The organism is Microbacterium sp. Cr-K32, assembly GCF_000708345.1.
GTDB classification, from domain to species: domain Bacteria; phylum Actinomycetota; class Actinomycetes; order Actinomycetales; family Microbacteriaceae; genus Microbacterium; species Microbacterium maritypicum_A.
This window is the reverse complement of record NZ_JARD01000014.1, coordinates 45,174-60,294: the sequence shown is the minus strand read 5'-3', so window position 1 is coordinate 60,294 and position 15,121 is coordinate 45,174. Positions and strand designations below refer to the sequence as shown.

Below are 15,121 nucleotides of genomic sequence, written 5' to 3'. Positions count from 1 at the left end.
CAAGTATATGGGCGATTCGGTGGACCGGGCGCGAGAAGGGCGAATCTCACCTGCGGGGGAGGCGGCGGGAGAGGTGCCGGAGCGAGGCGGCGGGAGCAGGCGGGACTAGGTGGAGGAGATGCCGACGAGCTCGGCGCTGCGCTGCCAGAGCGCCTCGGCCAGGGCCGCGTCGTCCACCTGCGGATTGACCTTCGCGGTCAGCTGACGCTCGTCGTAGTAGGCGCCGGAGAACCATGTCTCATCGGGGGTGCCCTCGATGAACCAGCGCAGGGTCGCGCCCCCCTTGTCGGCACCGATGAGCATGAGGTGCTTGAGCGGTGTGCGGTAGAGCAGGCGCATGATGCTCGACGAGTCCGAAGCGAAGTTCGTCTGCACGGTGCCGGGGTGGAACGCGACCGCACTCAGCCCGTCGGCGTGGAACTTCGTGTGCAGGCTCTTGGCGAACAGCACGTTCGCGAGCTTCGCATCGCCGTAGGCCTTGTTCGCGCTGAAGCGGCGGTGATTGTCGAGGTCGTCCACATCGAGGTGGCCGAACAGGCGGTGCGCGATGCTGGAGGTGTTGATGACTGCGCCCTCGGCCTTCAACAGCTGAGGCCGCAGCAGGTTCGTGAGCAGGAACGGCGCCAGGTGGTTGACCTGCATGGTCTTCTCGAAGCCGTCGACCGTGGGGGTCTGATCGCCGAAGATGCCACCGGCGTTGTTCGCCAGCACGTGGATGCCGCCGTCGCCGACGCCCTCCACGATCTTCGTGGCGAGCGCCCGCACGTCGTCGAGGCGTGCGAAGTCGGCGGTGAACCACGCAGCGCCCGTCTCCGCGGCGACCGCACGGGTCTTCTCCTCCGAGCGTCCCACCAGGATGAGCCGATGCGGGGACGACGCGAGCTGGCGGGCGGCTGCCGCGCCGATCCCGTCGGAGGCTCCGGTGAGGACGATCGTGCGCGCGGTCACGGGGTGTCCGCGTCGGTCGACGGGGTGATGCGCTCGACCGCCCTGGTCACGTGCGCGGCGATCACGGCCTGCGCCTGCTCCGGGTCACCGCTCGCGATGGCATCGACGATCTGCTGGTGGCTGCGCACATGCTCTTCCTGCTCGGCAGGGTCGAGAGCGGCGTTGGCGGCATGCAGGAAACCGGTGATGCGTCCGCGCAGCTGGCCGCTCAACTCGTCGAGGAAGCGGTGCTCGGCGAGGTCGGCGAGCGTCTCGTGGAACAAGCGGTCCTGGCGCAGCACCTCGTCGATGTCGCCGGGCGCCGCATCCGCCATCGCCTGGATGATGGCACCGAGTCGGGCGGCGGATTCCTCGTTCCACCGCTCCTGCACGCGGATCGCCATGAACTGCTCGAGCACGATCCGCAGGCTCGAGATCTCCTGGAGGTCTTGTGCGCTCAGCTGGGCGACGCGGGCGCCGCGGCGGGGCTCCCGGGTGATGAGGCGCTCCTCGGCGAGACGGGTCAGTGCCTCGCGTACCGGGATGTGGCTGACGCCCAGCCGGTCGGCGAGCTTGCGTTCGACGAGGCGCTCACCGGGGGCGAGTTCTCCGGAATGGATGGCCGCGCGCAGCTCGTCTGCGACCTGTTCGGCGATGTTCTGATCCGAGACGCTGCGCATTCGGTGCCCTTCTCGATCCGCGGTTCCGTCTCGTCGAGCGGGCGCGCATTCGTTCGCTCGATGCTATGGCATTTTCCGGATGAGTGGACACGGCGAGGGTTTTGCTAGATGCTATAGCAAGCCAGTCCATCGATGACGAAGGAGTTGTCATGTCCGGGAACGGAATCGCCCCCGATACGCGCACGTCAGAGGAGGTCGGGGCCTCCGCCATGAAGAAGGCGATCTGGCGCCTCGGCCCGTTCCTCGGGCTGCTGTATCTCGTCGCCTACATGGACCGCAACAACGCGGGCTTCGCCAAGCTGGAGATGACGGCGGCGCTGCAGATCACCGAAGCGGCCTTCGGATTCGCCGCCGGCATCTTCTTCATCGGGTACCTGCTGTTCGAAGTGCCCAGCAACCTGCTTCTCGAGCGCTTCGGTGCGCGCAAGTGGATCGCGCGCATCATGGTCTCCTGGGGCCTGGTCGCCGCGCTGACGGCCTTCGTGCAGGATGCGACCCAGTTCGCCATCGCACGCTTCGTGCTGGGCATCGCCGAAGCCGGCTTCTTCCCCGGAGTGCTCCTGTACCTCACGCTCTGGTTCCCGCGGCAGTACCGCACGCAGGTGCTCGCGGTGTTCGTCTTGTCGAACCCGATCGCGAACGCGGTCGCGGCGCCGCTGTCGGGCTGGATGCTCGAACTGCACGGGATGTGGGGCCTCGACGGCTGGCAGCTGGTCTTCCTGCTGCAGGGCATCCCCGCGGTGATCCTCGCCTTCGTCGTCTTCTTCTGGCTGCCCGACCGCCCGCAGGACGCCCGCTGGCTGGACCCGACCGAGCAGCGGTGGATCAACGACACCCTGGCCGCCGAGACCGCGGCCACCGAGCAGAAGCACGGGCGGCTGCGCCTGCGCGAGGTGTTCAGCAACGGGCGTCTGTGGACCCTGATCGTGCTCTTCTTCGGCGTCGTGTTCGGCGCGTACGGGCTGGGCATGTGGCTGCCGACGATCGTGAAGAGCATGGGCGACTTCTCCAACTCCACCACCGGATGGCTCGTCGCCCTGCCGAACCTGTGCGCCGCGCTCGTGATGCTCCCCTGGGAGCGCGCAGCCAGGAAGCAGGGCAACATCCCCCTGCAGATCGGCATCACGCTCACGATCACCGCGCTCTCGCTCATCGCGGCGGTCGCGGCCCAGGGCACGCCGATCCTCGCGCTCGCCGCCCTGTGCGTCGGCATGTCGGCCCTGTTCTCGACGACACCGCTGTTCTGGAGCCTGCCGCCCATGGTGCTCACGGGCACGGCGGCTGCTGCCGGGCTGGCCTTCATCAACTCGGTCGGCAACCTGGCCGGTTTCGCCGGTCCGTATGCGATCGGCTGGATCAGCGAGACCACCGGATCGGCGATCTGGGGTCTGCTCCTCATCGCCGGGCTCACCCTGCTCGGCGCGAGCATCGCGTTCGTGCTGAGTCGACGGGCGGACTTCACGGTTCCGGCCGAGGTGCAGTTGAAAGCGGACGCCACGTCCGGGGTGCGGTGATGTCCCGCGCCGAACTGGATGCGAGTGTGCGATCGGCGGGTCGCCGCGCCGTCATGACCGGACTCGGTGCGGTCGCCCTCGGCGCTGCCGGCTCTCTCGCCGGTGCGACGGCCGCTCAGGCCGCTCCCGTCGCGGCCGGTGCGAAGGACATCCTCCGCGCGGAGACGGTCTCCGACCTGTCCCGGTTGCGGGCACGCGACGGCGAGGTGGCCATCGTCGCCGGCTACCGGACCCCCGGCGACGCCGGGCTGCTCGTCTACGTAGGCTGCGGCGGGGCCGACGTCGCGGCAAACGGCGGCACGGTGATCGCCGGAAAGCGCGGCACCACGTGGCTGCTGCAGCATGACGGCACGGTCGACTTCCGGGTCTTCGGCATCACCGGGCCCGAGACGGCGGCCGATGACGCGCTCGACGCCCTGGTGAACGACCTCCGCGTCCGGCGGATCGAGGCGAGCACCGATCTGCTCTTCCAGCGGCGACACCGCTTCACCCGTTCCCACCTCGAGATCGACTTCGGCGGTCATGTGATCACGACGGAGGGTATCGAGGCGAACACCCACGACAACCCGTTCGGTGCGGTGATGTTCTTCACCGGGGCATCCCGAGACGTCACCGTCGAGCACACTTTGGCGGAAGCCTGGCCGGAGCTGACGGATGCGGTCGCCGTGCCCGATGCGTCCACGTTCGCCGTCGACACCTGGTGGGCGGTGCAGTGCGATCCGGTCGCCGGCGGTGGGGCCGATGAGCGCGAGCTTCAGCGATTCGTCCAGGTGACGCAGCAGATCGACGGCACCCACATCCGGATCGACTACCTCAACGGCTGGCCGCTCGACAAGGGGCGAAAGCTCGTCTGGCGGCAGGTGGATCCGGTCGCGGGGGTGCGCATCTCGAACATGCGGTTCCTCGGGGCCGGGCCCTTCGACGGACCGACGGACGGCTCCTTCCCGGACTCTCGCGAGCTCACCGGATCGCACCCGATCGCCTTCGAGTACGCGATCCACTGCGATGTCGCCGACGTGCACGCCAGCCGCACCTGGTGGCCCGTCATCATGCGCAGATGGAACACCCACTTCACGACCGAACGCTGCTCGGTCGAGAACCCGCCCACGGTCTTCTACGGCGGTGCGGGCTATCTCACGCAGCAGATCTACAGCCTGTACGGTCGCGTGAGCGACTGCACCTCGTCGAACGCGCGGCACCTGAACGATCTGACGGCCAGCGCCTACTGCATCGTCGAGAACTGCCACGGAGACGGCGACGATCAGGGCGGGAACCCCTTCACCACGCACGGGCAGTACGAGCACGATCTCACCTTCATCGGCAACTCGGGGCTGATGGACATCGCCAACTCCGGGGCGCAATGGGGCACCGCCGCGAAGCGCATCACGGTGCGCGACCACGTCTGCTCGTGGTTCGTCGCCGGCACGAAGATCAGCGACCTGACGCTCGAGAACGTCCGGGTGATCGGACGATCGACGTTCGATCCGCAGGCGACCATGACGATCAATGCCGACGGGGCTCAGCTGCGCGGCTGCACCGCCGGGCTGCTGGCGATCGGCCAGCGATCGGCGCGATCATCGCGGCCGACGGTGATCGAGGACTGCACCTTCGCCCTCCCGAAGGATCAGGTGCTGATCCAGACGCCGGTCTCGGTGCCCGTCAGCTTCGTGCGATGCACGATCACCGGAATCGACGGGATGAAGGCACGAGGCGCCGGAGCCGTCGAGTTCGTCGACTGCCGGCTGAGCGGTCCGGCAACAGGTGCCCCGGCAGAGCTCGGTGCGTCGAGGGTGACCATCCGGGGCGGCACGGTGCGCGATGTGCAGCTCACCGTGACCGCGGTGCGGGACCAGGCCATCGCTGTCGAGGGGGTCGAGCTGTCGACCGAGCGCACCGACGGCGCTCTGCTGAGCAGGGCCGCCGGTGGGGGCGTCGTGACCTGGCGGGTGGGTGGCGTGACATCGACCGTGCCCAAGGGTGCTGCCCACCTCGACATCGGCGTGGGGGTCAACCACGCTCGCATCACCGGGAGTCAGTTCGTGGGAGGACGGATGCGGCTGGCCGATGGCTTCGCCGCACCCTCCACGCTGCTCTACAGCGACGGCGTCGAGCGCGGCGTCGAGGTGACTCTTCCCGAGGCTGGAGCACGTGTGCTGATCGCCGACGTGCTGACGATCGCCTGAGCGGCGGCATCATGGAGAACATGGAGGACCAGGTTTGAACGACACGGCACCGGCCACACGCCTCGGCGCCCGCATCCGCATCCCCCGCACGCGGGCGCGCATCGGTATCGCCCGACGCGACATCACACCGCCGGTCGGTATCCGTGCCAAAAACTGGGGCCCCGCCGACTGGGAGCGGTCCGAGGGGGCGCATCGTCCGTTCGAGCTGACCGCGCTCGCCGTGATCGCCGCCGACGACCGCCCGCGCGTGCTGCTTGCGGTGGACGGTACCTGGTGGCGTCGCGTCGCGGATGAGCAGGGTGTGCGCGGAACGATCCTCGACGCTCTCGGGCTCGACCCCGATCAGCTGATGCTCTCGCTCTCGCACACCCACGCGGGCGCCGTGCTCTGTGCCGCGGATGCGCATCTGCCGGGGGGAGAGCTGATCCCGGGGTATCTCGAGGCGCTCGCTGCCGCAGGGGTCGCCGCCGGGCGCGAGGCGCTCGACGGTGCGGTCCCCGGGCTGATCGAGTGGACGACCGGCACCTGCTCCCTGGCCGCCGACCGTGAGCTCGACGTCGACGGCCGCCCTCTCGTGGGGTACAACCCGCAGGGCGCGGCCGACGACACCGTGACGATCGGACGCCTCAGCGTCGACGGCGCGGTGCACGGCACGCTCGTGAACTACGCGTGCCACCCGACCACGCTCGCCTGGCAGAGCCGTGAGGTGTCGCCGGACTACGTCGGGGCGATGCGCGAGGTCATCGAGTCGGCCACGGGGGCGCCCTGCCTGTTCGTGCAGGGGGCATCGGGAGAGTTGGCTCCGCGCGAGCAGTACACCGGCGACGTCGCGGTCGCCGATCGACACGGACGCTCGCTCGGGCACGCGGTGCTCGCGGCGTTGGACGCGCTTCCCGTTCCCGGAGAAGAGCTGACGCTCGACGGCATCGTCGAGTCCGGTGCACCGCTCGCGATCTGGACGGGCCGGACGGCGGACGGCGGGGAGGATGCGGCGGGTTCGGTCACGAGCGTCGAGCTTCCGCTGCGCGACCTGCCGACGCTCGACGCGCTCGCCGAGGAGTGGAAGGACATCGACCCGCGCTCGCGGGAGGAGCGTCTCGGTCGCGCGCGCAATCTGCGTGACGGATACATCGACGGTCCGACCGTGCAGCACCCTGTCTGGGCCTGGAGGCTCGGCGATGCCGTGATCGTGGGGCATCCGGGTGAGGCGTACTCGCGACTGCAGACCACGCTGCGCGCGCGGTTCCCCGCGACGCCGATCGTGGTGATGAACCTCACGAACGGCCCGGGGTTCGTGTACCTGCCGACGCGCGATGCCTACGACCGCGGGGCGTATCAGGCGTGGCAGACGCCCCTGGCGCCGGGCGCGCTCGACCTGCTCGAGACGCATGCGGTGGCGGTCGTGGCGGAGCTGCTCGACCACTGACGGCGCCCCCGATACACTTGCTATAGCAAAACTCGAACCTGAGGAGAGCAATGACCGCCCCCACCCCTGCCGGCTCCGTCGCCGTCGTCACCGGAGGATCCGCCGGGATCGGATGGGAGATCGGCCAGCGCCTCGGCGCAGACGGCTACCTCGTCGTCGCCGCCGACCGGGTGCCGGGCCTCACCGCCGACGACAACCCCGCCGGCATCCTGTGGCGCGAGCTCGATGTCACCGATCATGCCGGCGTCGACCGTGTGTTCGGAGAGATCGAAGCCGAGCTCGGGCCGATCGAGGTGCTCGTCAACAACGCCGGCATCCAGCGCCATCGCGGCATCGAAGACCTCAGTTGGGACGAGTGGTCGGCCGTGGTCGACGTCAACCTGCACGGGGTGTTCTCGGCGCTGCAGGCGGCAGGGAAGCGGATGCTGGAGCGCGGCGATGGGCGCATCGTCAACATCTCCTCCATCTCGTCGCGCGGCTCGGCCGGTCGTGCGCCCTATGCCACGACCAAGGCCGCGGTGATCGGACTGACCTCGACCGCGGGTGCCGAGTGGGCGTCGCGCGGCGTGCGGGTCAACGCGGTCGCGCCCGGCTACGTCGACACCGGCGTCTTCCGTCAGGGCGTCGAGGCGGGCACCCTCAGCCTCGACACGATCCTGTCGCGCATCCCCGCGAAGCGCCTGGCCGAGGCGAGCGAGATCGCCGCCGCGGTCAGCTTCCTCGTCTCCGACCAGTCGCGCTACATGAACGGACAGACGCTCTACGTCGACGGCGGCTTCATGGTCGACTACGGTGTGCCGCTGGCGAAGAAGCCCGAATGAGCGCGATCGCCCGCATTGACACGGCCACGGCCGTGCTGCCGCTCCCGGCACCGTTGCACCTGGGGGCGATGACGGTGACCCGCCGCGAGTACAGCGCCGTGCAGGCGACGGCTGACGACGGCACGACCGGGGTGGCCTATTGCCTCTCGCGGGAGGCGCCGATGGCCGAGATCGTCGATCGCCTCGTCGCGGCGCACGCGGTGGGTGCGGATGTCGACGACCCCGCGGCGACCTGGGAGCGGATGCTGCGCGGCAGCGCGATCGTCGGACGGGTGGGGTTGGTGCGGCGCGCGATCGGCCTGGTCGACATCGCGCTGTGGGACATCGCGGCGCGGCGTGCGGGTGTGCCGCTGTGGACGCTGCTCGGCACGGGTGACGCCCCGCGGGAGTCGATGCTCGTCGCCGCGTACCCGTCTGCCGAGCGGACTCCCCGCGAGGTGGCCGATGAGGTTCTCGCGCAGGCGGAGGGCTGGACGAACGTGAAGATCTCCCGCATTCCGGATCCGGCATATATGCGTGAACTGCTCGCCCTGCTGAACGCCGAGCTTCCCGATGCGACCGGTCTGGTCGTGGACGTGGGCTTCGGCTGGCCGGATGCCGACACCGCGCTGGCCGAGATCGCGCGGTGGGGCGACCCGCATCTCGCGTGGCTGGAAGACCCCCTGCTCCCCGAAGACGCCGAGGGGGTCGCGCGCATCCGCCGGGAGTCGGGACTCCCGGTCTCCGTGGGCGACGAGGTCACCGACCCCGCTGTGCTGAAGGCGCTGGTCGATGTCGGCGGTGTCGACGTGCTGCGACTCGACGTCGTCGCGATCGGCGGCGTGACCCCTGCCCGCGAGATGATCGATTGGGCAGCCTCGCGCGGTGTGCCCGTGTCGGGGCATGTCTATCCTGAGATCACCGCGCACCTGGGCATCGGTGTGGAGACGTTCGCCCGGGGAGTCAACCCGTACGATCCCGCACCATCGTTCATCCTCGTCGGTCCGTCGTTCGACGGCAGGGCGCGGCCGACGGGCGCGGCGGGCCTCGGCTTCGTGCTCGACCCCACCGTCTTCCGATTCGAGAGGGACTGAGATGACAGACGCCCCCCGCAGCTCCGTTGCTCGAAGCGTCGTGGTGACCGGTAGCGGAAAGGGCATCGGCCGCGCCATCGCCGAACGTCTCACCGCCGACGGGTGGATCGTGGTCGGGCTCGAGCGCTCTCCGGGATCCGGCACGGTCGAAGACGGCATCGTGGCCGAGGTCGTGCTCGGCGACGCCGCCGATCGCGTGGCGCATGAGCGTGCCGCCGCTGCCGCCCGCGCCCGAGCGCCCCTCGCCGGCTGGGTGAACAACGCCGGCATCACCAAGCGCACACCGCTGCACGAGCTCGATGAAGACACCGTGCGCGAGGTGCTCGACATCAATGGCTTCGGCTACATCTGGGGCTGCTCGACCGCGGTCTCGGCCTTCGTCGACCAGGGTGTACCGGGCGCGATCGTGAACATCGGCTCGATCCACGGCCGCGCGTCCTTCACAGACCACGCGGCCTACGAGTTCACCAAGGGCGGCATCGACGCCCTCACCCGCAGCGTGGCCGTGTCGTACGGGGCCCTCGGTATCCGCGCCAACACCGTCGCTCCTGGTGGCGTGCGCACCCCGCACCTCGAAGCCCAGATCGCGCGCGCGGCCGACCCCGAGGCCGAAGAGCGTGCGCTCGCGGAGGGGCCGCCGATGGGGCGCATCGCCCGCGCCGAAGAGGTGGCGTCCGTCACGGCGTTCCTGCTGTCGGATGAGGCTCCGTACCTGTCGGGTCAGTCCATCGCGGTCGACGGGGCGTGGACGGCATCCTTCGGGGATATCGCGCTCGACCCGGGGTTGCGGGAGCGCTTCGACGCCTGAGGCACCTCGATAGGTGCAGGGGCACGCGAGCAGGCATCTCCGGCGCTCGGCACGGGCGGAGAACTCTGTCCCGGGCGGAAGATCTGCGCAGGATTCTCCTCCCGACACCGAGTCTTCCTCCCGTCGGGGTGCGCCCCCGACGCGACCGTGGCGCTCGTCACCGCAGGTACGCGTCCACGAACAGCGCCCCGCGGATGGCCCGCAGCTCGTCGATGATCCGGGCGATGCTCTTCGCGCTCACCGACGACAGCGCCAGGTCGTGCGGACCGAGGGGTTCGAGCTTCCCGGTGCGGATGCGGATGACCTCCCAGCCCGCGGCACGGAGGGCGCGGTCTTTGCGCAGATCGGCATCTTGCCGCTTGCCGACGTGCTCGAGTCCGTGGCGACCGACGGTGTCGTATTCGAGTGCGACCCGCAGCTCCGGAAACACGATGTCGGGCCAGACCTCGGTGTGGCGGAAGAACGGGCGCGACACTTTCACGGCGTTCACGGACGGGTCGAAGGCGATTACCGCCCCGAGCTCCGTTCGCAGGCGCCCCTCGGTCGCGGATGCGGGCTTCGGGGCGCACTCGCTGACGAACGCGGAGCCTGCGGGAAGGTCGGGCGTCTTCGTGCAGAGCACGGGCGCCGGGCGAGGGGCTCTACGGGGAAGCGCGCGAGCCTCGCCGAGCACGACCGGCTGCGGGCGGGCGAGCGCAGAGCACTCGGGGCACCATGCGGAGCGGCGCCGCACCTGTCCAGGACGCTCGCGCTGCTCGGTCGGGGTCGCCGCGAACCGGTGCCCGACCGCGCACTCCCAGCACAGGAGCACGTCGGCCGCGAGCGGGATCTGCGACAGCGCGATGCCGTGGTTCAGCTCGGGGTGGTACTGCCGGATCAGCTCCGGATATGCCGCCCACCCGGCACGGTAGGTGCCCACCTCATACGGGACAGCGCGACCGCGGGAGAACTGCCGTCGCGCCCACCACTGCATCACCGGTTCCGGCACGCGCCGACGATATCCGCGAGCACCGACACCGCAACATCCCGGGCGAGAGGGCGAAGTCACCACCCATCCCGGTGTCCCCGGTCCGTGCGACGATCCGCACGTCGACAGGAGAACGGGATGCGTGGGGAAGCGACGGTGCTGCACGCCGACCTCGATGCGTTCTACGCGTCGGTCGAGCAGCGTGATGCACCGGAGTTGCGCGGGCGACCCGTCATCGTGGGCGGCGGGGTCGTGTTGGCCGCGAGCTACGAGGCGAAGGCCCGCGGCGTCCGCACCGCGATGGGTGGCCGACAGGCGCGGGAGCTCTGCCCCGATGCCGTGGTCGTTCCGCCGCGCATGGAGGCGTACTCCGCCGCCAGCAAGGACGTGTTCGCGATCTTCCGCGATACCACCCCGCTCGTGGAGGGGCTGTCGATCGACGAGGCGTTCCTCGAAGTCGGGGGTCTGAGGCGGATCGCCGGCAGCCCCGAGCAGATCGCGGCACGGCTGCGTGAACGCGTGCGGGCGGAAGCGGGGCTCGCCATCTCGGTCGGGGTCGCACGCACGAAGTTCCTCGCCAAGGTCGCCAGCGCCGTGAGCAAGCCCGACGGTCTGCTGGTCGTCGAGCCCGAACGCGAGGAGGAGTTCCTGCTTCCCCTCCCGGTGGAGCGCCTGTGGGGTGTGGGGGCGGTGACCGCCGAGAAGCTGCACCGCTACGGCATCCGCACCGTCGGTGAGCTCGCCGAGCTCGAGGCCGCGACCGCCGAGCGGATGCTGGGCAAGGCCACGGGGGCGCACGTGCACGCGCTCGCTCGTCTGCGGGATCCGCGGCCGGTCGACACCACCCGGCGCCGCGGATCCATCGGCTCGCAGCGCGCTCTCGGCAACCGCCCTCGCTCGCCCGAGGAACTCGACCTCATCCTCACCCAGATCGTCGACCGGCTCGGTCGCCGACTCCGCGATGGCGACCGTGTCTGCCGCACCGTCGTGCTGCGTCTGCGCTTCGGCGACTTCTCGAAGGCCACCCGCTCCCGCTCACTCCGCGCTCCTACCGACCGCACCGCCGTGCTGCTCACCCTCGCACGCACGCTGCTCGCCGCGGCGCAGAGCGAGATCACCGACCGCGGCATCACCTTGATCGGCATCTCGCTGTCGCAGCTCGACCGCGCCGATCGCGTGCAGCCCGAACTGCCGATCGACTGGGGCGATGAAGCCCGCCTCGACACCGTGCTCGACACCCTGCGCGACCGCTACGGTTCGACTTCGGTGTCGCGGGCGGCGCAGCTCGGCCGCGATCCCGGCTGGTCGTCGCCGATCCTGCCCGAGCACGAGTGAGCCGCATCGGGTGGGGAGGAGAACTCCCTGTCGGGAGGACTCTTCAGCAGGGAGTCTCCTCCTGACGGCGAGTTCTCCTCCCGAGAGGCCAACGGTTCGCTCTCGACGCCGGCTGTAGTGTGATCGCTATCCGGCACCCCCTCCCCGCAAGGAAGAAATGACCTTCGAGAACTACATCGCGATCGCAATCGGACTGGTCGCAGTCGGATGCGGGCCGTTGCTCGTCCGTCATCGAGCCAAGGTCTTCCGGGTCATCGCGGATACGAATCGCGCGTTCGGGGGCGCGGCGGGGCGCGAGGTGGGGAAACGGTCGAGCCCCTGGTGGATAGGTTTCTGCGGCGTGGGCCTCACCCTCATCGGCGTGGTCGCCGTTCTCGTCGGAATCTTCGCGCGGGAGTAGCCGACGATGAGTGCCTTTTCCCTTGCGAACCTTGCCGTCGGTGTTGCCGTCGTGCTCGTCGGTGCCGTGTTGCTCGTCTCGCGCGCGCGGGTGCTGCGCTTCGTCCGTGGGCGATTCGACAAGGTCTACCGCGAAGACCAGCTTTCCGAAGAGGAGATCGCGCGTCGGCTCCCGAAGATGAGCGCGGTAGTGGTGGTCGTCGCGTGCGGGTTCGCGGTCTTCGGGACTGCGCTGATCGTGATCGGCGCCGTCAGCACTCGCTGACGGAGGATTCGAATGCGCTTCCTCAAGGGCATCGGGCTGTTGCTGCTCATCCTCGTGCGAGGGTGCGCGCTCTGGGTGATGTTCCCCTTCGCCTTCGTCGCGTGGCTCCTCGTGCATTCCTGGGCGCAGAAGGCATCAGTTCGGCAGGCGCTCTGCTGGTATCACGCTCACCTGCTCGTGCTGCTGCTGAACGGCCCCTTCCGCCCCTTCTTCGCAGCTGACGAGCGACCGCACTTCCGAGACGTGCCGAAGATGAGTGCGGTCGAACCGCACAAGATTCGGCTCATCGGCATGGACGTGGTCTCGCTGGCCGGGTAGGCGAATCGAGTGAGCCCCACCGCGTGGGGAGGAGAACCCCCTGTCGGGAGGACTCTTCAGCAGGAAAGCTCCTCCCCACAGGGAGATCTCCTCCCGGGAAGCTGCCGCGCCTCAGGCCTTGAGCATCGACGCCCGGGCGATCAGCCCCTCGACCACGTCGAACGTCGCGATGGTCTCGGTCGCGACGCCCGCGTTGATGACCTGCTCCTGCGCGACGACCCACCGGGTGCCGAACAGCACGCTGGTCTCGATGACGCACGACAGCTCGGGGTTCTGCAGTCGAGGCTCGTAGAACGCGCGGATCGCGGCCGATCCGACCACCGGCTCGGTGGCGACGCCGGTGATCACGGCATCCTCGGCATAGGTCGCGACGAACGCGTCCAGGTCGTGCGCGTTGAACGCGTCGAGCTGTGCCTGGACGGTGTCGAGTGCAGAGCGGTCGAGTGCGGTGCGGTCAGTCAATGCGTACTCCTCCGTTGACGTCGTAGGTGGCGCCGGTGATGAACCGGGCGCGCTCCGACGCGAGTGATGCGATGATCCAGGCGACGTCTTCCGGCTGTCCGAATGCGCCGAGCGGGATGCCGGCTTCGAGCTTCTCGCGCCCCGCGCCCTGCAGCTGGTCGGTGATCGCGCTCGCGACCGGTCCGGGGGTGACGGCGTTGACGCGGATGCCCTCGGACGCGAGGTGCCGCGCGAAGCTGCGGGTGATCGCGAGGATCGCGCCTTTGCTCGCGGCGTAGTGGATGCCGGTCTGCAATGCGCCGACCTGGCCGGCGATCGAGGCGATGTTGATCACGGAGCGGTCGCCGTCGGCTGCTCGGAGCAGCGGGAGAGCGCCGCGAGTCAGGAAGAAGGTACCGCGAGCGTTGGTCTCGAGGACCATGTCCCACTCATCGAACTCGATGTCGTCGTACGGGGTGTACGGGCAGACGCCGCCATTGTTGACGAGCACGTGGAGCGATCCCCACGCGTCCGTGATCTCACCGACCAGCGCGTCGATCGACTCGCGCTCGCGCAGGTCGAGGCGCGACACGTGCACCTCGGGCGCCCCAGCCGCACGGCATTCGTCGGCGACGCGGAGGGCCTCCGCCTCGCGTCCGGCATACGTGATCCAGAGGGCGGCACCCTCGCGGGCGAGTTCGTGGGCGGCGGCTGTCCCGATACCGGAACTGGCCCCCGTGATCAGTGCGCGACGAGTCATGGGGTCGATGCTATAGCAAATCTCGCGACTGTCGAGCAGGCGTGACCAGAGCGCCGAGGCGAAAACGGAGACCACTCGCGTCGCCTGCGGCGTGTTGTAGCGAGGCGCGCCCGAGCCGGAGCAGTTCGTCTGGGTTTTCGCACACGCCGCCACGCCCTCGCGCCCCGAGCCCCGCGCCCCGTGCCCGAAGGGGTGCAGCCGCTTGCTAGATGCTATAGCATCGCATCCATGACCGCGCCATTCATCCTCGTCAGCGACTGCGACCTGCCGGGAACCGTCATCGAAGACACCCTCCGACAGGCGGGGCTGCGTGCCGAGCGCGCAGCTTCCGGCAGCCTCGACGACATCGCCGCTCACGGCACCGACGCCGAAGGACTGGTCGTGCAGTGGGCGCAGATCAGCGGCGAGGTGATGGACCGCATGCCGAACCTCCGCATCATCAGCCGCGTCGGCATCGGCTACGACATGGTCGACGTCGAGGCGGCCACCGCCCGCGGCGTCGCCGTCGCGAACACCCCGAGCTACTGCATCGAAGAGGTCGCCGCGCACACCATCGCGATGATCATGACCCAGGGCCGCGGCCTCCCCGCCTACGACCGCGCCGTGCGCGCCGGCACGTGGAAGGCCATCGACGCCCGCCCGCTCGCCGTGCGCCCCTCGGCCACCACGGTCTCGGTGCTCGGCTTCGGCCGCATCGGCTCGATGGTGGCCCGCGGTTGCCGCGCGCTGGGGTTCCGCGTGCTCGTCGCCGACCCGTACGCCTCCGGCGACGCGGTGCGCGAGGCCGACTGTGAACTCGTCGAGATCCCGGATGCCGTGGCGCGGGCCGACATCCTCACCCTCCACGTGCCGCTGAGCGACGACACCCGCCACCTGATCGATGCCGCTGCCCTCGCGACCATGAAGCCGGGAGCGGTCGTGGTGAACACCTGCCGGGGTCCGCTCATCGACGAGGAGGCGCTCGCCGCCTCACTCCGCTCCGGACACCTGGGAGCCGCCGCCCTCGACGTGTTCGCGGGGGAGCCGCTCGCCGCCGACTCCCCGCTGCGTGAGCTCGACAGCGTGCTGCTCACCCCGCACGCCGCCTGGTACTCGCCCGAGGCGCTGGCGGACCTTCCCGTGCACGCGGCCGAGAACATCATCCGGTACCTGGCCGGGGAATCCGTGCCGATCGTCAACCCGACCTCCGCCGACGCGCGCTGAC

16 protein-coding genes are annotated in these 15,121 nt (G+C 69.7%); 11 read left to right on the top strand and 5 right to left on the bottom strand.

The window, feature by feature from the left end:
* Nucleotides 1-105 precede the first annotated feature (105 nt).
* Nucleotides 106-948 (bottom strand): SDR family NAD(P)-dependent oxidoreductase, encoded by an 843-nt coding sequence (locus GZ64_RS0106825; protein WP_029265596.1) that lies wholly within the window; start codon nt 946-948, stop codon nt 106-108.
* A complete protein-coding gene (locus GZ64_RS0106820) occupies nt 945-1,607 on the bottom strand; it encodes a GntR family transcriptional regulator (RefSeq protein WP_021200229.1) in 663 nt (220 codons plus the stop codon). Before GZ64_RS0106820 ends, GZ64_RS0106825 begins: the two co-directional genes overlap by 4 nt.
* Nucleotides 1,608-1,756: 149 nt before the next feature.
* On the opposite strand from GZ64_RS0106820, the gene GZ64_RS0106815 reads away from it, so the two are divergent.
* From GZ64_RS0106815 to GZ64_RS0106790, 6 genes are read left to right on the top strand one after another with little or no spacing between them, the layout of a single operon-like run.
* Entirely contained in the window at nt 1,757-3,121 is a 1,365-nt protein-coding gene (locus GZ64_RS0106815; protein ID WP_021200230.1) for an MFS transporter, read from the top strand.
* Entirely contained in the window at nt 3,121-5,304 is a 2,184-nt protein-coding gene (locus GZ64_RS0106810; protein ID WP_036331157.1) for a hypothetical protein, read from the top strand. Before GZ64_RS0106815 ends, GZ64_RS0106810 begins: the two co-directional genes overlap by 1 nt.
* A gap of 34 nt (nt 5,305-5,338) precedes the next feature.
* Nucleotides 5,339-6,730: a hypothetical protein gene (locus GZ64_RS0106805; protein WP_029265594.1), complete on the top strand. Its 1,392-nt coding sequence runs from the start codon at nt 5,339-5,341 to the stop codon at nt 6,728-6,730.
* Between the two features lie 50 nt (nt 6,731-6,780).
* The gene (locus GZ64_RS0106800) at nt 6,781-7,551 is read left to right on the top strand and encodes an SDR family NAD(P)-dependent oxidoreductase (RefSeq protein WP_029265593.1); all 771 of its coding nucleotides are present in this window, start codon (nt 6,781-6,783) and stop codon (nt 7,549-7,551) included.
* Nucleotides 7,548-8,624, top strand: coding sequence for an enolase C-terminal domain-like protein (locus GZ64_RS0106795; RefSeq protein ID WP_029265592.1), 1,077 nt, complete (start codon nt 7,548-7,550; stop codon nt 8,622-8,624). Before GZ64_RS0106800 ends, GZ64_RS0106795 begins: the two co-directional genes overlap by 4 nt.
* Before the next feature lie 43 nt (nt 8,625-8,667).
* Nucleotides 8,668-9,432: an SDR family NAD(P)-dependent oxidoreductase gene (locus GZ64_RS0106790; protein WP_231479838.1), complete on the top strand. Its 765-nt coding sequence runs from the start codon at nt 8,668-8,670 to the stop codon at nt 9,430-9,432.
* Between the two features lie 157 nt (nt 9,433-9,589).
* Here GZ64_RS0106790 and GZ64_RS0106785 read toward each other — a convergent pair whose 3' ends face one another.
* Nucleotides 9,590-10,420, bottom strand: a complete 831-nt coding sequence (locus GZ64_RS0106785; RefSeq protein ID WP_029265590.1) for a zinc-ribbon domain-containing protein — start codon at nt 10,418-10,420, stop codon at nt 9,590-9,592.
* A 117-nt stretch (nt 10,421-10,537) separates the two neighbouring features.
* On the opposite strand from GZ64_RS0106785, the gene dinB reads away from it, so the two are divergent.
* The 4 genes from dinB to GZ64_RS0106765 all read left to right on the top strand — a co-directional run bounded on the left by dinB (nt 10,538) and on the right by GZ64_RS0106765 (nt 12,716).
* Complete coding sequence (dinB, locus tag GZ64_RS0106780; protein ID WP_029265589.1) at nt 10,538-11,734, top strand: DNA polymerase IV; 1,197 nt, start codon at nt 10,538-10,540, stop codon at nt 11,732-11,734.
* Nucleotides 11,735-11,891: 157 nt separating this feature from the next.
* Entirely contained in the window at nt 11,892-12,134 is a 243-nt protein-coding gene (locus tag GZ64_RS0106775; protein WP_029258229.1) for a hypothetical protein, read from the top strand.
* Between the two features lie 6 nt (nt 12,135-12,140).
* Nucleotides 12,141-12,398, top strand: coding sequence for a hypothetical protein (locus tag GZ64_RS0106770; RefSeq protein WP_029258228.1), 258 nt, complete (start codon nt 12,141-12,143; stop codon nt 12,396-12,398).
* A gap of 12 nt (nt 12,399-12,410) precedes the next feature.
* Nucleotides 12,411-12,716, top strand: a complete 306-nt coding sequence (locus GZ64_RS0106765) for a hypothetical protein (RefSeq protein ID WP_029265588.1) — start codon at nt 12,411-12,413, stop codon at nt 12,714-12,716.
* 111 nt (nt 12,717-12,827) lie between these two features.
* Here the strand turns inward: GZ64_RS0106765 and GZ64_RS0106760 are convergent, their stop codons facing one another.
* On the bottom strand, nt 12,828-13,178 hold the full coding sequence (locus tag GZ64_RS0106760; RefSeq protein WP_029265587.1) for a nuclear transport factor 2 family protein: 351 nt from the start codon (nt 13,176-13,178) through the stop codon (nt 12,828-12,830).
* Nucleotides 13,171-13,917: an SDR family NAD(P)-dependent oxidoreductase gene (locus GZ64_RS0106755; protein ID WP_029265586.1), complete on the bottom strand. Its 747-nt coding sequence runs from the start codon at nt 13,915-13,917 to the stop codon at nt 13,171-13,173. The genes GZ64_RS0106760 and GZ64_RS0106755 overlap by 8 nt, the downstream gene beginning before the upstream one ends.
* Nucleotides 13,918-14,145: 228 nt before the next feature.
* On the opposite strand from GZ64_RS0106755, the gene GZ64_RS0106750 reads away from it, so the two are divergent.
* Nucleotides 14,146-15,120, top strand: a complete 975-nt coding sequence (locus GZ64_RS0106750) for a C-terminal binding protein (protein ID WP_029265585.1) — start codon at nt 14,146-14,148, stop codon at nt 15,118-15,120.
* Nucleotide 15,121: the final 1 nt, after the last annotated feature.

Excerpts from the sequence above, each read along its gene's own strand:
- GZ64_RS0106820 (WP_021200229.1), bottom strand. The coding sequence starts at position 1,607 with ATGCGCAGCGTCTCGGATCAGAACATCGCCGAACAGGTCGCAGACGAG.
- GZ64_RS0106815 (WP_021200230.1), top strand. The coding sequence starts at position 1,757 with ATGTCCGGGAACGGAATCGCCCCCGATACGCGCACGTCAGAGGAGGTC.
- GZ64_RS0106810 (WP_036331157.1), top strand. The coding sequence starts at position 3,121 with ATGTCCCGCGCCGAACTGGATGCGAGTGTGCGATCGGCGGGTCGCCGC.
- GZ64_RS0106800 (WP_029265593.1), top strand. The coding sequence starts at position 6,781 with ATGACCGCCCCCACCCCTGCCGGCTCCGTCGCCGTCGTCACCGGAGGA.
- GZ64_RS0106795 (WP_029265592.1), top strand. The coding sequence starts at position 7,548 with ATGAGCGCGATCGCCCGCATTGACACGGCCACGGCCGTGCTGCCGCTC.
- dinB (WP_029265589.1), top strand. The coding sequence starts at position 10,538 with ATGCGTGGGGAAGCGACGGTGCTGCACGCCGACCTCGATGCGTTCTAC.
- GZ64_RS0106775 (WP_029258229.1), top strand. The coding sequence starts at position 11,892 with ATGACCTTCGAGAACTACATCGCGATCGCAATCGGACTGGTCGCAGTC.
- GZ64_RS0106770 (WP_029258228.1), top strand. The coding sequence starts at position 12,141 with ATGAGTGCCTTTTCCCTTGCGAACCTTGCCGTCGGTGTTGCCGTCGTG.
- GZ64_RS0106765 (WP_029265588.1), top strand. The coding sequence starts at position 12,411 with ATGCGCTTCCTCAAGGGCATCGGGCTGTTGCTGCTCATCCTCGTGCGA.
- GZ64_RS0106755 (WP_029265586.1), bottom strand. The coding sequence starts at position 13,917 with ATGACTCGTCGCGCACTGATCACGGGGGCCAGTTCCGGTATCGGGACA.
- GZ64_RS0106750 (WP_029265585.1), top strand. The coding sequence starts at position 14,146 with ATGACCGCGCCATTCATCCTCGTCAGCGACTGCGACCTGCCGGGAACC.